Raw genomic sequence first — 16016 nt, forward strand, 5'->3', positions numbered from 1 at the left:
CAACGGTTTGCTAAACTACCCCTTATATAATTACAGGGCGCGTCGCGGTTTCACGCGTCCATTCTTTTGCGCAATGTAAGGGTGTCTTCATATGATTACGATTGATGGTAATGGCGCGGTCGCTTCCGTCGCGTTTCGCACCAGTGAAGTTATCGCCATCTACCCGATCACGCCCAGTTCAACGATGGCGGAACAGGCTGACGCCTGGGCCGGCAATGGGCTGAAAAACGTCTGGGGCGATGTCCCCCGCGTGGTCGAAATGCAGTCAGAGGCGGGTGCCATTGGCGCCGTACATGGCGCGCTGCAGACCGGCGCCCTCTCCACCTCTTTTACCTCATCGCAGGGCCTGCTGCTGATGATCCCCACGCTGTACAAACTGGCCGGCCAGCTGATGCCGTTTGTCCTGCACGTCGCCGCCCGCACCGTCGCCACCCACGCGCTGTCGATCTTCGGCGACCATTCCGATGTCATGGCCGTCCGTCAGACCGGGTGTGCGATGCTGTGCGCCAGCAGCGTCCAGGAAGCGCAGGATTTCGCGCTGATCTCGCATATCGCCACCCTGCAAAGCCGGGTGCCGTTTATTCATTTCTTTGATGGTTTCCGCACCTCGCACGAAATCAACAAAATCGCCCCGCTGGCGGATGACACCATTCGCGCCCTGCTGCCACAGGATAAGATCGCCGAGCATCGTCAGCGCGCGCTTAATCCGGAACACCCGGTGATCCGCGGGACCTCGGCTAACCCCGACACCTACTTCCAGTCGCGGGAGGCCACCAACCCGTGGTACGACGCGGTCTATGATCATGTCGAAAAAGCGATGGATGACTTCGCCGCCGCCACCGGCCGCCAGTACAAACCGTTTGAGTTTTACGGCCACCCGCAGGCAGAGCGTGTGATCGTCATTATGGGCTCGGCCATCGGCACCTGCGAAGAGGTGGTTGATGAACTGCTGAGCCGCGGCGAGAAAGTCGGCGTGCTGAAAGTGCGTCTCTATCGCCCGTTCTCTGCCGCCCACCTGCTGGCAGCGCTGCCGGAAAGCGCCCGGGCAGTAGCGGTGCTCGATCGCACCAAAGAGCCCGGCGCCCATGCGGAGCCCCTGTATCTCGACGTAATGACCGCCCTGGCGGAAGCTTTTAATCGCGGCGAGCGCGAGACGCTGCCGCGCACTATCGGCGGCCGCTATGGCCTCTCCTCCAAGGAGTTCGGCCCGGAATGCGTGCTGGCAGTATTCAGTGAACTGCAGTCCGCTCAGCCTAAGCCGCGCTTTACCGTCGGGATCTATGATGACGTGACCAACCTGTCGCTGCCGCTGGGTGAAAATACCCTGCCAGCAGAGGCGAAGCTCGAGGCCCTGTTCTACGGTCTGGGCAGCGACGGCAGCGTGTCGGCCACCAAAAACAACATTAAAATCATCGGCAACTCGACCCCGTGGTTCTCCCAGGGCTATTTTGTCTATGATTCCAAGAAGGCCGGCGGCCTCACCGTCTCGCATCTGCGGGTCAGTGAAAAACCGATCCGTTCATCGTATCTGATTTCGCAGGCTGATTTCGTCGGCTGCCACCAGCTGCAGTTTATCGATAAATACCAGATGGCCGAGCGGCTAAAGCCCGGCGGTATTTTCCTGCTCAACACGCCGTACAGCGCCGATGAGGTCTGGTCCCGCCTGCCACAGGAAGTCCAGGCCACCCTGAATCAGAAAAAAGCGCATTTTTACGTGGTCAACGCGGCAAAAATTGCCCGTGAATGCAACCTCGGGGCGCGCATCAATACCGTCATGCAGATGGCCTTTTTCCATTTGACCCAGATCCTGCCGGGGGATAGCGCGCTGGCAGAACTGCAGGCAGCGATCGCCAAAAGCTACAGCAGCAAAGGCCAGGAGCTGGTGGAGCGCAACTGGCAGGCGCTGGCCCTGGCCCGAGAATCACTGGCGGAAGTGCCGCTCCAGCCGGTGAACGCCAGCAGTCCCAACCGCCCGCCGGTGGTTTCCGACGCCGCGCCGGATTTCGTCAAAACGGTCACCGCCGCAATGCTGGCCGGCCTCGGCGATGCGCTGCCGGTTTCCGCGCTGCCGCCGGACGGCACCTGGCCCATGGGCACCACCCGCTGGGAGAAACGCAACATCGCCGAAGAGATCCCCATCTGGAAGGAAGCGCTGTGTACTCAGTGCAACCACTGCGTCGCCGCCTGCCCGCACTCGGCGATCCGCGCCAAAGTGGTCGCGCCGGAAGAGATGGAGCACGCCCCTGCCAGTCTGCATTCGCTGGACGTTAAATCCCGCGATATGCGCGGACAGAAATACGTTCTGCAGGTCGCCCCGGAAGACTGCACCGGCTGTAACCTGTGCGTCGAAGTGTGCCCGGCAAAAGATCGCCAGAACCCGGAGATCAAGGCCATCAATATGATGTCGCGCCTGGAGCATGTGGAAGAGGAGAAGGTCAATTACGAGTACTTCCTCAACCTGCCGGAAATCGACCGCACTAAACTGGAGCGGATTGATATTCGCACCTCGCAGCTGATTAGCCCGCTGTTTGAATACTCCGGTGCCTGCTCGGGCTGTGGCGAAACGCCGTATATCAAACTACTTACTCAGCTGTACGGCGACCGGATGTTGATTGCTAACGCCACCGGCTGCTCTTCCATTTATGGCGGTAACCTGCCCTCAACGCCCTATACCACCGACGCCAACGGCCGCGGCCCGGCGTGGGCCAACTCGCTGTTTGAGGATAACGCCGAATTTGGGCTCGGCTTCCGCTTGACCGTCGACCAGCATCGCCAGCGCGTGATGCGCCTGCTGAGCGAATTTGCCGACAAACTGCCGGCAGAGCTGAACGCAGCGCTGCATGCCGAGGCGACGCCGGAAGTTCGCCGCGAACAGGTGGCAGCCCTGCGTCAGGCGCTGGCCGGCGTGGCGGGAGCTGAAGAGCTGTTGACCGATGCCGACGCGCTGGTGGAGAAATCCGTCTGGCTGATCGGCGGCGACGGCTGGGCCTACGATATCGGCTTCGGCGGCCTGGACCATGTGCTGAGCCTGACGGAAAACGTCAACATTCTGGTGCTGGATACCCAGTGTTACTCCAACACCGGCGGACAGGCGTCAAAAGCCACGCCGCTGGGGGCAGTCACCAAGTTTGGCGAGCATGGCAAACGCAAGGCGCGTAAAGATCTGGGCGTCAGCATGATGATGTACGGTCATGTCTATGTCGCGCAGATTTCGCTGGGCGCCCAGTTGAACCAGACGGTGAAAGCGATTCAGGAAGCGGAAGCGTATCCGGGGCCATCGCTGATCATCGCCTACAGCCCTTGCGAAGAGCACGGCTACGATCTGGCGCTCAGTCACGACCAGATGCGTCAACTGACCGCCACCGGCTTCTGGCCGCTCTACCGCTTCGACCCGCGTCGGGCAGACGAAGGCAAGATCCCGCTGGTGCTGGATTCCCGACCGCCGTCAGACGCGCTGGCCGAGACGCTGCTTAATGAGCAACGTTTCCGCCGCCTGAACGCCCAGCAGCCTGAAGTGGCAGAGCAGCTATGGAAAGACGCCGCCGCCGATCTGCAGAAGCGCTATGACTTCCTCGCCCAGCTGGCTGGCAAAGCGGAGAAATCGCCAAGCGAAGGTTAACCGCCCCGTCACCTTTGGCCATAAAAAAAGCCCGAACATAACGTTCGGGCTTGTCGTTTTACCGATAAACAAAATCATTCCGCAGAATGAGACGGCAACAATAAATTATTGGCATGACAATAAAGGCATATAACGCGCAAATAATACGTGATTAGCGCGGACATGTATAATTTTTATTTTGTATATTATCTATAAATGTATTCAGCATAATTATCACCATTTCATTGGTATTATTTATTTTAGATTTTACTTATATCGTAACAATTGAGTCTTACCGGATCTCAGACCGCTCCTTTAGCATGAGTTCACTTCCTTTCCGGAAGCTAAAACATAAAAACAGTTAAAGGAATTTCTTCATGAAAAGAAAAGTACTGGCCCTCGTCATTCCGGCTTTATTAGCTGCCGGTGCTGCTCATGCAGCGGAAATTTATAATAAAGATGGAAATAAATTAGATCTCTATGGCAAGGTAGATGGTCTGCATTATTTCTCCAGCGACTCGAAAAAAGACGGCGATCAAACTTATTTGCGTTTTGGCTTTAAAGGCGAAACTCAGATCAACGATATGCTGACCGGCTATGGCCAGTGGGAATATAACGTTCAGGCCAACAACACCGAGAGCGCCAGCGATCAGGCGTGGACCCGTCTGGCATTCGCCGGGATCAAAGTGGGCGATTACGGCTCTTTCGATTACGGTCGTAACTACGGCGTGCTGTACGACGTTGAAGGCTGGACCGATATGCTGCCGGAGTTCGGCGGTGACTCCTACACCTATGCGGATAACTTTATGGCAGGCCGCGCCAATGGCGTCGCAACCTACCGCAACACCGATTTCTTCGGCCTGGTGGAGGGTCTGAACTTCGCCCTGCAGTATCAGGGTAAAAACGAAGGCCAGAACGCGCAGGATATCAACGTCGGCACCAATAACCGCAGCAGCGACAGCGATGTTCGTTTCGACAATGGCGATGGTTTCGGCCTCTCCACTTCCTACGACTTCGGCATGGGCATCAGCGCGGCGGCAGCCTACACCTCGTCTGACCGTACAGCCGACCAGCAACACTATACTCACACCGAACGATACGCCAAAGGCGACAAAGCGGACGCCTGGACCGCCGGCCTGAAGTACGACGCCAACGATATCTACCTGGCGACCATGTACTCTGAAACCCGCAATATGACGCCATACGGCTCTACCAGCAGTACCAACGGTGGCGGTATCGCCAACAAAACGCAAAACTTCGAAGTCACCGCGCAGTATCAGTTCGACTTCGGCCTGCGTCCGGCCATCTCCTACCTGCAGTCCAAAGGCAAAGATCTGTACAATAACGGCCGCTATGCCGATAAAGATCTGGTCAAATATATGGACGTTGGCGCGACCTATTACTTCAACCGTAATATGTCCACCTATGTTGATTACAAAATCAACCTGCTGGATGGTAACGACAAATTCTACGAAGACAACGGTATCTCTACCGATAACATCGTCGCTCTGGGCCTGGTTTACCAGTTCTGATGCGCCTGCCCGCCGGTTCCGGCGGGCTTTCCCCCACCCGCCTCGCTGCAGATAAAACAAAACGCTATATCTCGCAGGCTAAAATAGCCGTCCGTTTAATGATATAGTCATGGCCAGTCAGTGCTTGCCCAAGGACGTCCATGATGCACCACCATCCGGTAAAATCTTCCCGAATTATCTCCGTCGCCTACGATGACGTCTCCGCCACACTGGAAATCTATTTTTATCACCAGCCGCCATTACAATATATCGGGGTCCCACCGCGTATTTTTCGTGACTTTTTACAGGTGGTATCAAAAGGACGATTTTATGACGGCGTGATTAAAGGAAAATTTCCCGAACGCAAGCTACGTTAATGTCAAAATGTGACCGTGGTCATGATACAAAATGTGCCATATTGCCTTACAATATGAGGGGATACTTAAACAGGAGGTTTTATGAGCAGAATGATTCTTGTCCCTATCGATATCTCTGATAAGGAATTTACTGAACGCATTATCAGTCACGTTGAATCGGAAGCGCGGATTGACGACGCCGAGGTACATTTCCTCACCGTGATCCCTTCTCTGCCCTATTATGCCTCACTGGGAATGGCCTATACCGCTGAGCTTCCCGGCATGGATGAGCTGCGTGAGGGTTCTGAAACGCAATTGAAAGAGATTGCCAGGCAGTTCTCCATCCCGGAAGACCGGATGCATTTTCACGTCGCGGAAGGATCGCCAAAAGATAAAATCCTTGCGCTGGCCAAGTCGCTGCCAGCCGACCTGGTGATCATCGCTTCGCATCGGCCGGATATCACAACTTATCTGCTGGGCTCCAACGCCGCCGCGGTGGTTCGTCACGCCGAGTGTTCGGTCCTGGTGGTCCGCTAACGCCACAGCCCGCCGCCCGGCGGGCTTTTACTTTCCGCATCACTTACCCCCGCCTGGCTGCTCGCTGCCAAAAGTGTCGGAAAGATGCTGACATTCCGCCCCTGAATCCGTGCCATACACCCCACGGTTGCCTGTCAAACCTCAATAATTGCTACGCGCCAGCGCCACGTTGTTCAGCGGCTGGCAGAATGCGTGCTCTTCTGATGCCACACTGCGAATTAAGCCACTATTCCATGCTGCAAAATCAAGAAATCAGAAAAAAGTACAACATCAATAAGTTGCGAACGACACCAACCAACTGAATTTCTTGATTTTATATTTGAATACAACCCCCACACGGACTACGTCCCGCAACCCCAATCTACATCTCTTATGCCCTTAATTGCCTCTATTTATCATTTAATACCCCCTGTATGCTCCTCTTTTGCGAGGTACTTCCAGAACGAAAACTTACCCACTCGGTCAGTGTCCATACTCGACGTCTATACTTTCAGTCTAAAGACCGGAGGTAACCATGTGTGGACGCTTTGCTCAATCACAGACACGTGAAGAATATCTGGCTTATCTTGCCGAAGAAGCTGAGCGCGATATCGCCTTTGACCCAGAACCAATCGGCCGATACAACGTGGCGCCAGGGACAAAGGTTTTGCTCCTGAGCGAACGTGATGAGCAACTGCAACTCGACCCCGTTCACTGGGGTTATGCCCCGGGATGGTGGGATAAATCGCCGCTGATTAATGCCCGGGTTGAGACCGCAGCCAGCAGCAGGATGTTTAAACCGCTGTGGCAGCGCGGTCGGGCGATCTGCTTTGCCGATGGCTGGTTTGAATGGAAACGTCAAGGTGACAAGAAACAGCCTTATTTCATTCATCGTACTGATGGCCAACCGATATTCATGGCTGCTATCGGAAGTACACCATTTGAACGCGGAGACGAAGCTGAAGGATTTTTGATAGTGACAGCTGCTGCTGACCAAGGGCTGGTCGATATTCATGACCGTCGGCCGCTGGTTCTGGCGCCTGAAGCCGCCCGGGAATGGATGAGGCAGGATATTCGAGGAAACGAGGTGAATGAGATAATTGCAGATGGTGCTGTACCTGCAGATCATTTCACATGGCACCCCGTTTCCCGAGCGGTGGGCAACGTTAAGAATCAGGGGGCGGAATTGATTGAGGCTATTTAAATCCTATAACGTGATAATAGCCGCACTATGCTAAAAGCCGACATTGCTGACATCATAATGTATTAATCAATAAGGAGCAGACCATGGTGTTCTTATTGTCTTTTGCATCGGGAATTTCCTCAATGCGCATAAGTTAAGGAAGTTGCTCAGGCTCCGAAGGCATCATTAGGGCTGGTTGATAAAAAAATTGTGAGCTACTTTCCTCGATAATTAACTCAACGTAATAAAAAAACCGCCGGCGCGGGTTTAAATAAGAAGTCATCTATTATTACGTTAGGATAGGTAAGATAACGTATCGGTCCCGATTAGCTCCCCTTGAAACCAGGCTTGCCATTCTTGGCCCGCCATTCTTTCACTTCCTTAACAACCCCTTGCGGACTATCCTCTCGACCCTTTGGAGGATAGAAAATCACATCAGAACCATCAGGGTGTTCAGAGATACTTTCAAACTCTAATACATTTTGTATATCTTCATCTTCGGTTGTATTATCTGGATTAAATATCTTTACTACAAGAGCTAAAAACTCAGCTTCGGTATAATCAGAAATGCTTTTTTTATTGTTCATCATTTACCCCCATGCTGTGTGAACTTCAATATGGCTTTTTCGGCATCATAACTCGTAAGTATCAACATCATACATATCACCGGTATTTTTTACCGCTTTTACGTGTTCTACTTCATGTTTAAGCCCCCCTCGACATGCTCATTTTACGAATGAACGTTCATTTTTCTAACTTAATACTCCCTAAGCTAGCGTCATCAAACCGTTCACTTAGCTCAGAGGTATCAGAATCAGCCTTCCAGAAAGCTCTCCCGAATGAATTAAGTAGCTCTCACTAGCGCCTCAGCAAAAAGCGGCGGTATGGCATTAGCAGCAGGAAACCGGACGATTCAGCTGCCCGGCCCTGCCCTGGAAGCGCTGAAAGCGCAGCACGAACTGACGGCTGGCCATCCGGTATCCACCACCACGTTTCACCGCAGGGAATACGGCTCAAGCGAGGAACAGAAATTGCGATTTGTTTTCATGTCGCGAAGACGGAAAGTCGAGCATGAACCCGGCTACTCGCCAGGCCGCACAAGCAGCAGATGGGAAGCTGCAGTAAAACGCGCTGGCATTCGCCGCAGGAATCCGTACCATACGCGGCATACTTTTGCCTGCTGGCTCCTGACGGCTGGCGCAAACCCGTCTTTTATAGCCAATCAGATGGGGCATGAAACGCGCAAATGGTGTACGACGTTTATAGTACATGGATAGAAGAGATGAACGGCGACCAGGTTTCTATGTTGAGTTCCCGGCTTGGGCTTTAACACATGTTGCCCTCTATATGCCCCTTTTAGCTTTTGAGAATGTTAATAATGCAAGAAAATCAAGAACTTACAAAGAAAGAGAAATACAACATCGATAAGCTGCAGAAACGTCTGCGCCGCAACGTCGGTGAGGCGATCGCCGACTTCAACATGATTGAAGAGGGCGACCGCATTATGGTTTGTCTTTCAGGCGGCAAGGACAGCTATACCATGCTGGAGATCCTGCGTAATCTGCAGAAAAGCGCGCCCATCTCCTTCTCGCTGGTGGCGGTGAACCTCGACCAGAAACAGCCCGGATTCCCGGAACATATTCTGCCAGCGTATCTTGAGCAGCTGGGCGTTGAATACAAAATTGTCGAAGAGAACACCTACGGCATCGTAAAAGAGAAGATCCCGGAAGGAAAAACCACCTGCTCGCTGTGCTCTCGCCTGCGCCGCGGCATCCTCTATCGTACCGCCACCGAGCTCGGGGCGACCAAGATTGCCCTCGGCCATCATCGCGACGACATCCTGCAGACGCTGTTTTTGAATATGTTCTACGGCGGCAAAATGAAAGGGATGCCGCCGAAGCTGATGAGCGACGACGGCAAACACATCGTCATCCGCCCGCTGGCCTACTGCCGCGAAAAAGACATCGAGCGCTTCTCCCAGGCCAAAGGCTTCCCGATTATTCCCTGCAACCTGTGCGGCTCGCAGCCAAACCTGCAGCGCCAGGTGATCGCCGATATGCTCCGCGACTGGGATAAGCGTTATCCCGGACGCATCGAAACCATGTTCAGCGCAATGCAGAACGTGGTGCCTTCGCACCTGAGCGACGTCAATCTGTTTGATTTTAAAAGTATCACCCACGGCTCCGAGGTGGTGGACGGTGGCGATCTGGCGTTTGACCGGGAAGATATTCCCCTGCAGCCCGCCGGCTGGCAGCCGGAAGAAGAAGACGCCCGCCTCGATGAACTGCGTCTGAACGTGGTGGAAGTGAAGTAACCCTCACGCGTCTCAGGCCGCCGCCTGAGACGCACTAACCGGCCCTTACTTCAGCAGTCGAACGCGGCAGGCTTTGCCTTTAATCTTGCCGTTTTGTAACTGCTTATAGGCCTTCTGCGCCATATTCTGGCGGATCGCCACATAGACATGAGCCGGATGGACGGTAATTTTGCCAATATCGGCACCGTCAAAACCCATATCCCCTGTCAGGGCGCCCAGCACATCTCCCGGGCGCATTTTCGCCTTTTTCCCGCCGTCGATACACAGCGTCGCCATCTCCGCCGTCAGCGGCGCGATGGTGTTGCCCGTCGGCGCCGGCAGCCAGTTCAGGGAAAGCTGCAGCATGTCGGCCAGAATAGTGGCGCGCTGCGCCTCTTCCGGCGCGCAAAAGCTGATGGCCAACCCTTGTTCGCCGGCGCGGGCGGTACGGCCGATACGGTGAACATGTACCTCCGGATCCCAGGCCAGTTCGAAGTTCACCACCAGCGCCAGGGATTTGATGTCCAGGCCGCGGGCGGCGACGTCAGTCGCCACCAGAACCCGGACGCTGCCGTTGGCGAAGCGCACCAGCGTCTGATCGCGATCGCGCTGCTCAAGGTCACCATGCAGCGACAAGGCGCTCTGCCCGGCGGCGTTGAGCGCATCGCAGACCGCCTGGCAATCGCGTTTGGTGTTGCAAAACACCACGCAGGATGCGGGCTGATGCTGACTGAGCAGGCGCTGCAGCAGGGCAATCTTACCGTGGCGGGATACTTCAAAGAACTGCTGTTCAATCGCCGGGAGCGCATCGACAGTATCGATCTCAATGGTCTGCGGTTGACGCTGCACTCGGCCGCTGATCTCCGCAATTGCCGCGGGCCAGGTGGCAGAAAACAGCAGCGTCTGCCGGTCAGCCGGTGCGAAGCGGATCACCTCATCAATGGCGTCGCTGAAACCCATATCGAGCATGCGGTCCGCTTCGTCCATCACCAGGGTCTGCAGCGCGTCAAGGGAGACCGTGCCCTTCTGCAGATGATCGAGCAGACGGCCCGGCGTGGCGACGATAATATGCGGGGCATGCTGGAGGGAATCTCGCTGGGCGCCAAAGGGCTGCCCGCCGCAGAGCATCAGAATCTTGATGTTCGGCAGGCAGCGCGCCAGGCGGCGCAGCTCACCGGCGACCTGATCGGCCAGCTCGCGGGTCGGGCACAACACCAGCGACTGGGTCTCGAAGCGCGCCGGATCGATATGCTGCAGCAGACCCAGCCCAAATGCGGCCGTTTTTCCGCTGCCGGTTTTTGCCTGCACGCGCACATCTTTCCCCGCGAGGATCGCCGGCAGGGCGGCGGCCTGAACCGGGGTCATCGACAGATAACCCAGCTCGTTAAGGTTGGCTAATTGGGCGGCAGGTAAAACAGTCAGGGTAGAAAAAGCGGTCACAATGTATTCTCGTATTAAAAGGCAGACAATCTGCAGGCGCGTATCCTCGCAGATCTCCGCGCCTGATGCGACAATTTAATCGGCTCTTCGTCAGGCGGCGGATCGGGCTGGGGCTGCGGACGCGGTCGTGGGTCGGGTAAAGGAACCGGATCGTTCGGCTCGGGCGAGATGGGAATAGACTGGGCTGTCAGCCCTGAAGCGTAATGCATAGAGGCCTCCCGGAATGTGAGACGGGCGTACCCGCTGGCGTCAACGGCCTGATAACCGTCGGGTGTCTTAGTAAGGGTAGAAGCTGGTCCGGAGAGCGCAAAAAAAAAGCCGACTCAACAAAGTCGGCGTCGTACGAATCAATTGTGCTATGCAGTAATTCAAAAAAGGAAGTAAGACAATATGGAGCGCAACGCCCATCGCTTGACGTTGCATTCACCTGCGAGAGAGATATTGCCCTGAATGGGTAGATGGTTTATTGATTTCGCTCAAACATTGCCGGGTTTTCCCGGCAATGCGGCCGCTAAAAGGCGATTCTTTACAACCATTTACTACGATGTAACCACCATGCAACACCACCAATGACAACGACTAACATCAGGCAGAAGAGGCTAAATCCCAGATGCCAGCTGTTGCCCGGGATCCCGCCGAGGTTGACGCCGAACAGGCCGGTTAAAAAGGTGCTGGGCAGAAACACCATCGCCATCAACGACATGGTATAGGTCCGCCGCGCCAGCGACTCCTGCATAATCTGGGCTATCTCGTCGCTCATAATCGCCGTCCGGGCGATACAGCTGTCGATCTCATCCAGACCGCGCCCCAGCCGCTCGGCGATGTCCTGCATCCGCCGCCGCTGATCGTCACTCATCCACGGCAGCCGCTCGCTGGCCAGACGGGCGTATACGTCGCGCTGCGGCGCCATATAGCGGCGCATCACGATCAGTTGCTTGCGCAGCAGCGCGAGGAAACCGCGCGGCGGCACCTGCTGGTCAAGCAGATCATCTTCGAGGTCGATAATGCGGTCGTGCAGCTGTTCGATAAACTCGCTGGCATGATCGGTCAGGGCATCGCAAACTTCAACCAGCCAGCTACCGCCATCCGTGGGGCCATTGCCCTCCTTCAGGTCGCCCAGCACATCGTCCAGCGCCAGCACTTTGCGCTGACGCGTGGAGACGATCAGCCGTTCATCCATATACAGGCGCATCGCCACCAGCTGGTCGGGCCGCTCATCGGTGCTGCCGTTGATACAGCGCAGAGTGATCAGCGCCCCGTCACCGATCCGCGTCACCCGCGGCCGGGTGCTCTCCCCCGCCAGGGCATCGCGTACGTTATTGGGCAGCAACGGGGTAGCCGCCAGCCAGTCGGCGCTGTCGCTATGGGTATAGTTGAGATGTAGCCAGCAAGGCTTGTCTTTGTTGATAATATCGTCATCGGCGAGCGGCTTCACGCCCCCTTGCCCGTCGAGCACCCATGCGAAGATCGCGTCCGGTATCTGCAACTCCGAGCCTTTTATCGCGTCCACTCTACCTCCGTTAATCCATGCCTGTCAGATAGCGCACACTCTCTATAAGGTATGCGATAGCGCGCATTTTCGCTTTTTATTGCCCAGGAAGATTAGCTAACGGCTTCATTAAAAAGCGCTTTCGCCCCGGGTCGCACCGCTCTCCTCATTTAACGTTAAAGTGTTGTGAAATCAAGTTCTTCACGCATCGGCCCTCTTTGTGCAATGTTTTGCAGTTTATTTTGCGTTTTATTGCTGTATTATGCTTTTTATTGCGTTATTTTGCGGAATCTCTTGCCATGCATAAGCTTGCCAGACAAAAACACATCCTCGACAGGCTGAGTGAAAACGGCCAGCTGAGCATTAGTGAACTGGTCGACGCCTTGCAGGTGTCGGCCGATACTATTCGCCGCGATCTGAGCGACCTGGAAAAACAGGGCGTGCTGCAGAAAAGCCACGGCGGCGCCATCGCCCTTAACGTGCCGGCGATGACGCGCCAGGGAAGAAATGCCCTGCTCACCCAGACGAAGCAGCGTCTCGGCGAGCTGGTCGCCGCCCATATCCCCCAGGGCTCGACGCTGTTTCTCGACGCCGGAAGCACGCTGCTGGCGGTCGCCGCGCAGCTTAAAGGGCCGTTGACCGTGATCACCGCTTCTCTGGATATCGCCCAGCTGTTCAGCGATCGCGCCGACATTCAGCTGATCCTGCTTGGCGGCCAGTGGGACAGCGAACAGCGGCTCTTCGCCGGCAGCGCCACCCTGTCGCTGGTCGCCCGCTACCGGGCCGATATCGCGATCCTCGGCGCCTGCGCCCTGCATGCCGGGCTGGGCCTGAGCGCCAGCCACGAAGCCGATGCCGATGTTAAACGCGCCATGCTGGCCGCCAGCGCCGAGCGCTGGCTGGTAGCAGATCATACCAAAGTGAACCACTGTGAGCCGTGGCTGGTGGCCGGGCTCAGCGACATTCACCATCTTTTTCTTGATCGTCCCTGGGCTGAGCTGGGGGATGATCCCGCCCTCTCTGTACATATTGCTGACGCTTAACAACGTGGAGAACCTAATGAGTAACAACACGATAAATATCGCCCTGATTGGCTATGGCTTTGTCGGTAAGACCTTCCACGCGCCGCTTATCCGTTCGGTGCCGGGGCTGAACCTGGCGTTCGTCGCTTCCCGCGATGAAGAGAAGGTCAAACGCGACCTGCCGGACGTCACAGTGATAGCCTCCCCGGAAGCAGCGGTTCAGCATCCGGATGTCGACCTGGTGGTCATCGCCTCCCCCAACGCCACCCACGCACCGCTGGCCCGTCTGGCGCTGAACGCCGGCAAACATGTGGTGGTGGATAAACCTTTCACTCTCGATATGCAGGAAGCCCGGGAGCTGATCGCCCTGGCGGAGGAAAAACAACGCCTGCTTTCCGTCTTCCATAACCGCCGCTGGGACAGCGACTATCTCGGGATCCGTCAGGTGATTGAGCAAGGCACCCTCGGCGCGGTGAAACACTTCGAGTCGCATTTCGACCGCTTCCGCCCGGAAGTCCGCGTCCGCTGGCGCGAGCAGAACGTCCCGGGCAGCGGCTTATGGTTCGACCTGGGGCCGCACCTGATTGACCAGGCGCTGCAGCTGTTTGGTTTGCCGCAGTCGGTGCAAGGCAACATCGCGACCCTACGCGACGGCGCGGAGATCAACGACTGGGCGCATGTGGTACTAAACTACCCAGCGCATAAAGTGATCCTGCACTGCAGCATGCTGGTCGCGGGCGGCTCATCGCGCTTTACCGTGCACGGTGATAAAGGCAGCGTTTTCAAAGCGCGGGCCGACCAGCAGGAGAGCCAACTGCTGGCAGGCGTGGCGCCGGGAAGCGCCGGCTGGGGTGAAGATGATGACCCGCTGGTTATCTATGATGCCGCGCTGCAGGCCCGCACTCAGACCACTCCGCAGGGCGATCAGCGCCAGTACTATATGCAGATCCGCGACGCGCTGAACGGTCAGATTGCCAATCCGGTACCGCCGGTAGAAGCGCTGGCGGTGATGGCCGTGCTGGAAGCGGCGGTGCGCTCCGCGGAAAGCGGCGTGGTACAGTCCCTGGACCTGACCGAGGACGAGCGCAACGCGCTGCGCTAATCCTGCCTGTTTCCCCCGGTTACCTGCGCAACTGCCGGTAATCGGGTCGCCTTCGCCATTGTCAGCAAAAATCACTACCTGTCCGTATATTAGCCCTTCATTATCCTGCCATCAGGGGCAAACCTCCGCTGGAAATTTCAGCCATTTGGGAGGAGGATAGAGAACAGATCGATCGTGATGAGAACAAGGTTGCTGACGCTGTGGACGCGGCAACCGCATTACTGGACAGGAGAAGCTCATGTATTACACGTTAGGAGATACCACTCTCCATTTTTATCGCTATCAGTGCAAATTCTACGTCGCCCACTGGGAAGGGGGTAACGTGATGAGCGAAAAATTTAAATCGTTTATCGAACAGATCACTGAGAAGACCGGGCTGGATGCGAAACGCGTCGAGACCGCCGCGCGCGATTATTTTACTAACGTGGATTAACAGGCAGTGCTGTTCGTGCGAGACAGGCTGATGCGGTAGCCGCGCAGGCTAACCCCATCTTTAACCGCCAGGACGCCTCGCGCCGCCTGGCGGCTTCTCTATCCTGCCAGCATTAAACGGTAGTCAGTTTTGCCAGAATGGCGGCAAAGGCGTCATTAACGTTATCGCCAGCCAACATTTTTTTGCGCAGTATAAAACTCCTGCCGCTGGACGGGATCAGCAGCCGAACTTTCGCATCATTATTGCTGCGTTCAACCACAGCAACATCCCGCAAGGGAATAACGTAAGTATCGGCATAGAGCCCTGGGGTAAATATCATCGACTCGCCGCTCACGCCAATCACCACCCGATTTTGCAGACGATAGCCATTGCACAGCGCAACAATACCGGCGGCAATAAATACTCCGCCGATACCCATGCCAATCATTAAAATAATGATCCCGGCGATGAGCGCCAGCGCCCCTTGTGGATAAAAGCCTGAGGCGTTAAAGGTTAATAGCTGGTTGTCATCCGCGGCCACTGCTGTGGTTGATCGCCAGGGCGTAAATCCGGCGTTAATCCGCGTTTGCAAGCTGAACAGACTACCCACCAGAAAGATCACGCTGGCGGGCACCATCACGATACCGCCAACAAACGCCAGGACGATGGCCAGATAAGGGTAGCGGCCTGACAGCATTATGCTGACCGCCTGAACCACCACGGCAATAAACAGGGCCAGCACCAGCCAGGACCACATGCTATCCACTCCACGATGGAAGTTCAGTTGTCCCTCCTCTAATAATAAGTTTCGCGCGACAAAACAGATAATAATATTGACGAACAGGCCAATCCAGGCCAGCTTATGTACATGCTTCATGCCATACTCCATGATGTATTTTACTATTCCATTCTCAGACATTATTAAATAAAAGCGAATGCCGCCTGGATAGTAGCAAAGCCGTTGGCAAGATCAATCAAAAAGCGTGCAGTCTCCTCCCCTTTATTTATTTTCAGATTGATATAAGCAGTTAGCATTTATCTTAATTATATAATCCTTTATATATATTCTCAGAATTGCTTTACGCCGCAATAAT

14 protein-coding genes and 1 pseudogene are annotated in these 16016 nt (G+C 55.6%); 10 read left to right on the forward strand and 5 right to left on the reverse strand.

Features of this window, described 5'->3' with window-relative positions:
• Positions 1-91 precede the first annotated feature (91 nt).
• The 5 genes from nifJ to LGL98_RS14060 all read left to right on the forward strand — a co-directional run bounded on the left by nifJ (position 92) and on the right by LGL98_RS14060 (position 7185).
• Complete coding sequence (gene nifJ, locus LGL98_RS14040) at positions 92-3619, forward strand: pyruvate:ferredoxin (flavodoxin) oxidoreductase (RefSeq protein WP_136031827.1); 3528 nt, start codon at positions 92-94, stop codon at positions 3617-3619.
• A gap of 356 nt (positions 3620-3975) precedes the next feature.
• Positions 3976-5130 (forward strand): porin OmpC, encoded by a 1155-nt coding sequence (gene ompC / locus LGL98_RS14045; protein ID WP_136032999.1) that lies wholly within the window; start codon positions 3976-3978, stop codon positions 5128-5130.
• Positions 5131-5273: 143 nt separating this feature from the next.
• On the forward strand, positions 5274-5486 hold the full coding sequence (locus tag LGL98_RS14050; protein ID WP_136033004.1) for a KTSC domain-containing protein: 213 nt from the start codon (positions 5274-5276) through the stop codon (positions 5484-5486).
• An 81-nt stretch (positions 5487-5567) separates the two neighbouring features.
• On the forward strand, positions 5568-6002 hold the full coding sequence (gene uspF, locus LGL98_RS14055; protein ID WP_168435354.1) for a universal stress protein UspF: 435 nt from the start codon (positions 5568-5570) through the stop codon (positions 6000-6002).
• Between the two features lie 514 nt (positions 6003-6516).
• On the forward strand, positions 6517-7185 hold the full coding sequence (locus LGL98_RS14060; RefSeq protein ID WP_136032997.1) for an SOS response-associated peptidase: 669 nt from the start codon (positions 6517-6519) through the stop codon (positions 7183-7185).
• A 305-nt stretch (positions 7186-7490) separates the two neighbouring features.
• Here the strand turns inward: LGL98_RS14060 and LGL98_RS14065 are convergent, their stop codons facing one another.
• Positions 7491-7754 carry a bacteriocin immunity protein gene (locus tag LGL98_RS14065; protein ID WP_168435353.1) on the reverse strand — a complete coding sequence of 88 codons (264 nt, stop codon included), beginning with the start codon at positions 7752-7754 and terminating at the stop codon, positions 7491-7493.
• Positions 7755-8060: 306 nt separating this feature from the next.
• Here LGL98_RS14065 and LGL98_RS14070 point away from each other — a divergent pair.
• Both LGL98_RS14070 and ttcA read left to right on the forward strand, forming a co-directional pair.
• Positions 8061-8494: pseudogene (locus LGL98_RS14070) on the forward strand (tyrosine-type recombinase/integrase); the annotation flags it as partial.
• 48 nt (positions 8495-8542) lie between these two features.
• Positions 8543-9478, forward strand: coding sequence for a tRNA 2-thiocytidine(32) synthetase TtcA (gene ttcA, locus LGL98_RS14075; protein WP_023282471.1), 936 nt, complete (start codon positions 8543-8545; stop codon positions 9476-9478).
• Positions 9479-9523: 45 nt separating this feature from the next.
• Here ttcA and dbpA read toward each other — a convergent pair whose 3' ends face one another.
• The 3 genes from dbpA to zntB all read right to left on the reverse strand — a co-directional run bounded on the left by dbpA (position 9524) and on the right by zntB (position 12407).
• On the reverse strand, positions 9524-10897 hold the full coding sequence (dbpA, locus tag LGL98_RS14080) for an ATP-dependent RNA helicase DbpA (RefSeq protein WP_136032995.1): 1374 nt from the start codon (positions 10895-10897) through the stop codon (positions 9524-9526).
• Positions 10898-10911: 14 nt separating this feature from the next.
• Positions 10912-11106, reverse strand: a complete 195-nt coding sequence (gene ynaL / locus LGL98_RS26280) for a proline-rich small protein YnaL (protein ID WP_080897168.1) — start codon at positions 11104-11106, stop codon at positions 10912-10914.
• Positions 11107-11423: 317 nt separating this feature from the next.
• Positions 11424-12407: a zinc transporter ZntB gene (gene zntB / locus LGL98_RS14085; protein WP_136032994.1), complete on the reverse strand. Its 984-nt coding sequence runs from the start codon at positions 12405-12407 to the stop codon at positions 11424-11426.
• Positions 12408-12685: 278 nt separating this feature from the next.
• Here zntB and LGL98_RS14090 point away from each other — a divergent pair, with 278 nt between their 5' ends.
• The 3 genes from LGL98_RS14090 to LGL98_RS14100 all read left to right on the forward strand — a co-directional run bounded on the left by LGL98_RS14090 (position 12686) and on the right by LGL98_RS14100 (position 14943).
• Positions 12686-13429 carry a DeoR/GlpR family DNA-binding transcription regulator gene (locus tag LGL98_RS14090; protein WP_025713229.1) on the forward strand — a complete coding sequence of 248 codons (744 nt, stop codon included), beginning with the start codon at positions 12686-12688 and terminating at the stop codon, positions 13427-13429.
• Positions 13392-14510 (forward strand): oxidoreductase, encoded by a 1119-nt coding sequence (locus tag LGL98_RS14095; protein ID WP_136032992.1) that lies wholly within the window; start codon positions 13392-13394, stop codon positions 14508-14510. The genes LGL98_RS14090 and LGL98_RS14095 overlap by 38 nt, the downstream gene beginning before the upstream one ends.
• 238 nt (positions 14511-14748) lie before the next feature.
• Entirely contained in the window at positions 14749-14943 is a 195-nt protein-coding gene (locus tag LGL98_RS14100) for a hypothetical protein (protein WP_004176404.1), read from the forward strand.
• A gap of 112 nt (positions 14944-15055) precedes the next feature.
• Here LGL98_RS14100 and LGL98_RS14105 read toward each other — a convergent pair whose 3' ends face one another.
• The gene (locus LGL98_RS14105) at positions 15056-15799 is read right to left on the reverse strand and encodes a hypothetical protein (RefSeq protein WP_136032990.1); all 744 of its coding nucleotides are present in this window, start codon (positions 15797-15799) and stop codon (positions 15056-15058) included.
• Positions 15800-16016 lie beyond the last annotated feature (217 nt).

Source organism: Klebsiella africana, assembly GCF_020526085.1.
Classification (GTDB): domain Bacteria; phylum Pseudomonadota; class Gammaproteobacteria; order Enterobacterales; family Enterobacteriaceae; genus Klebsiella; species Klebsiella africana.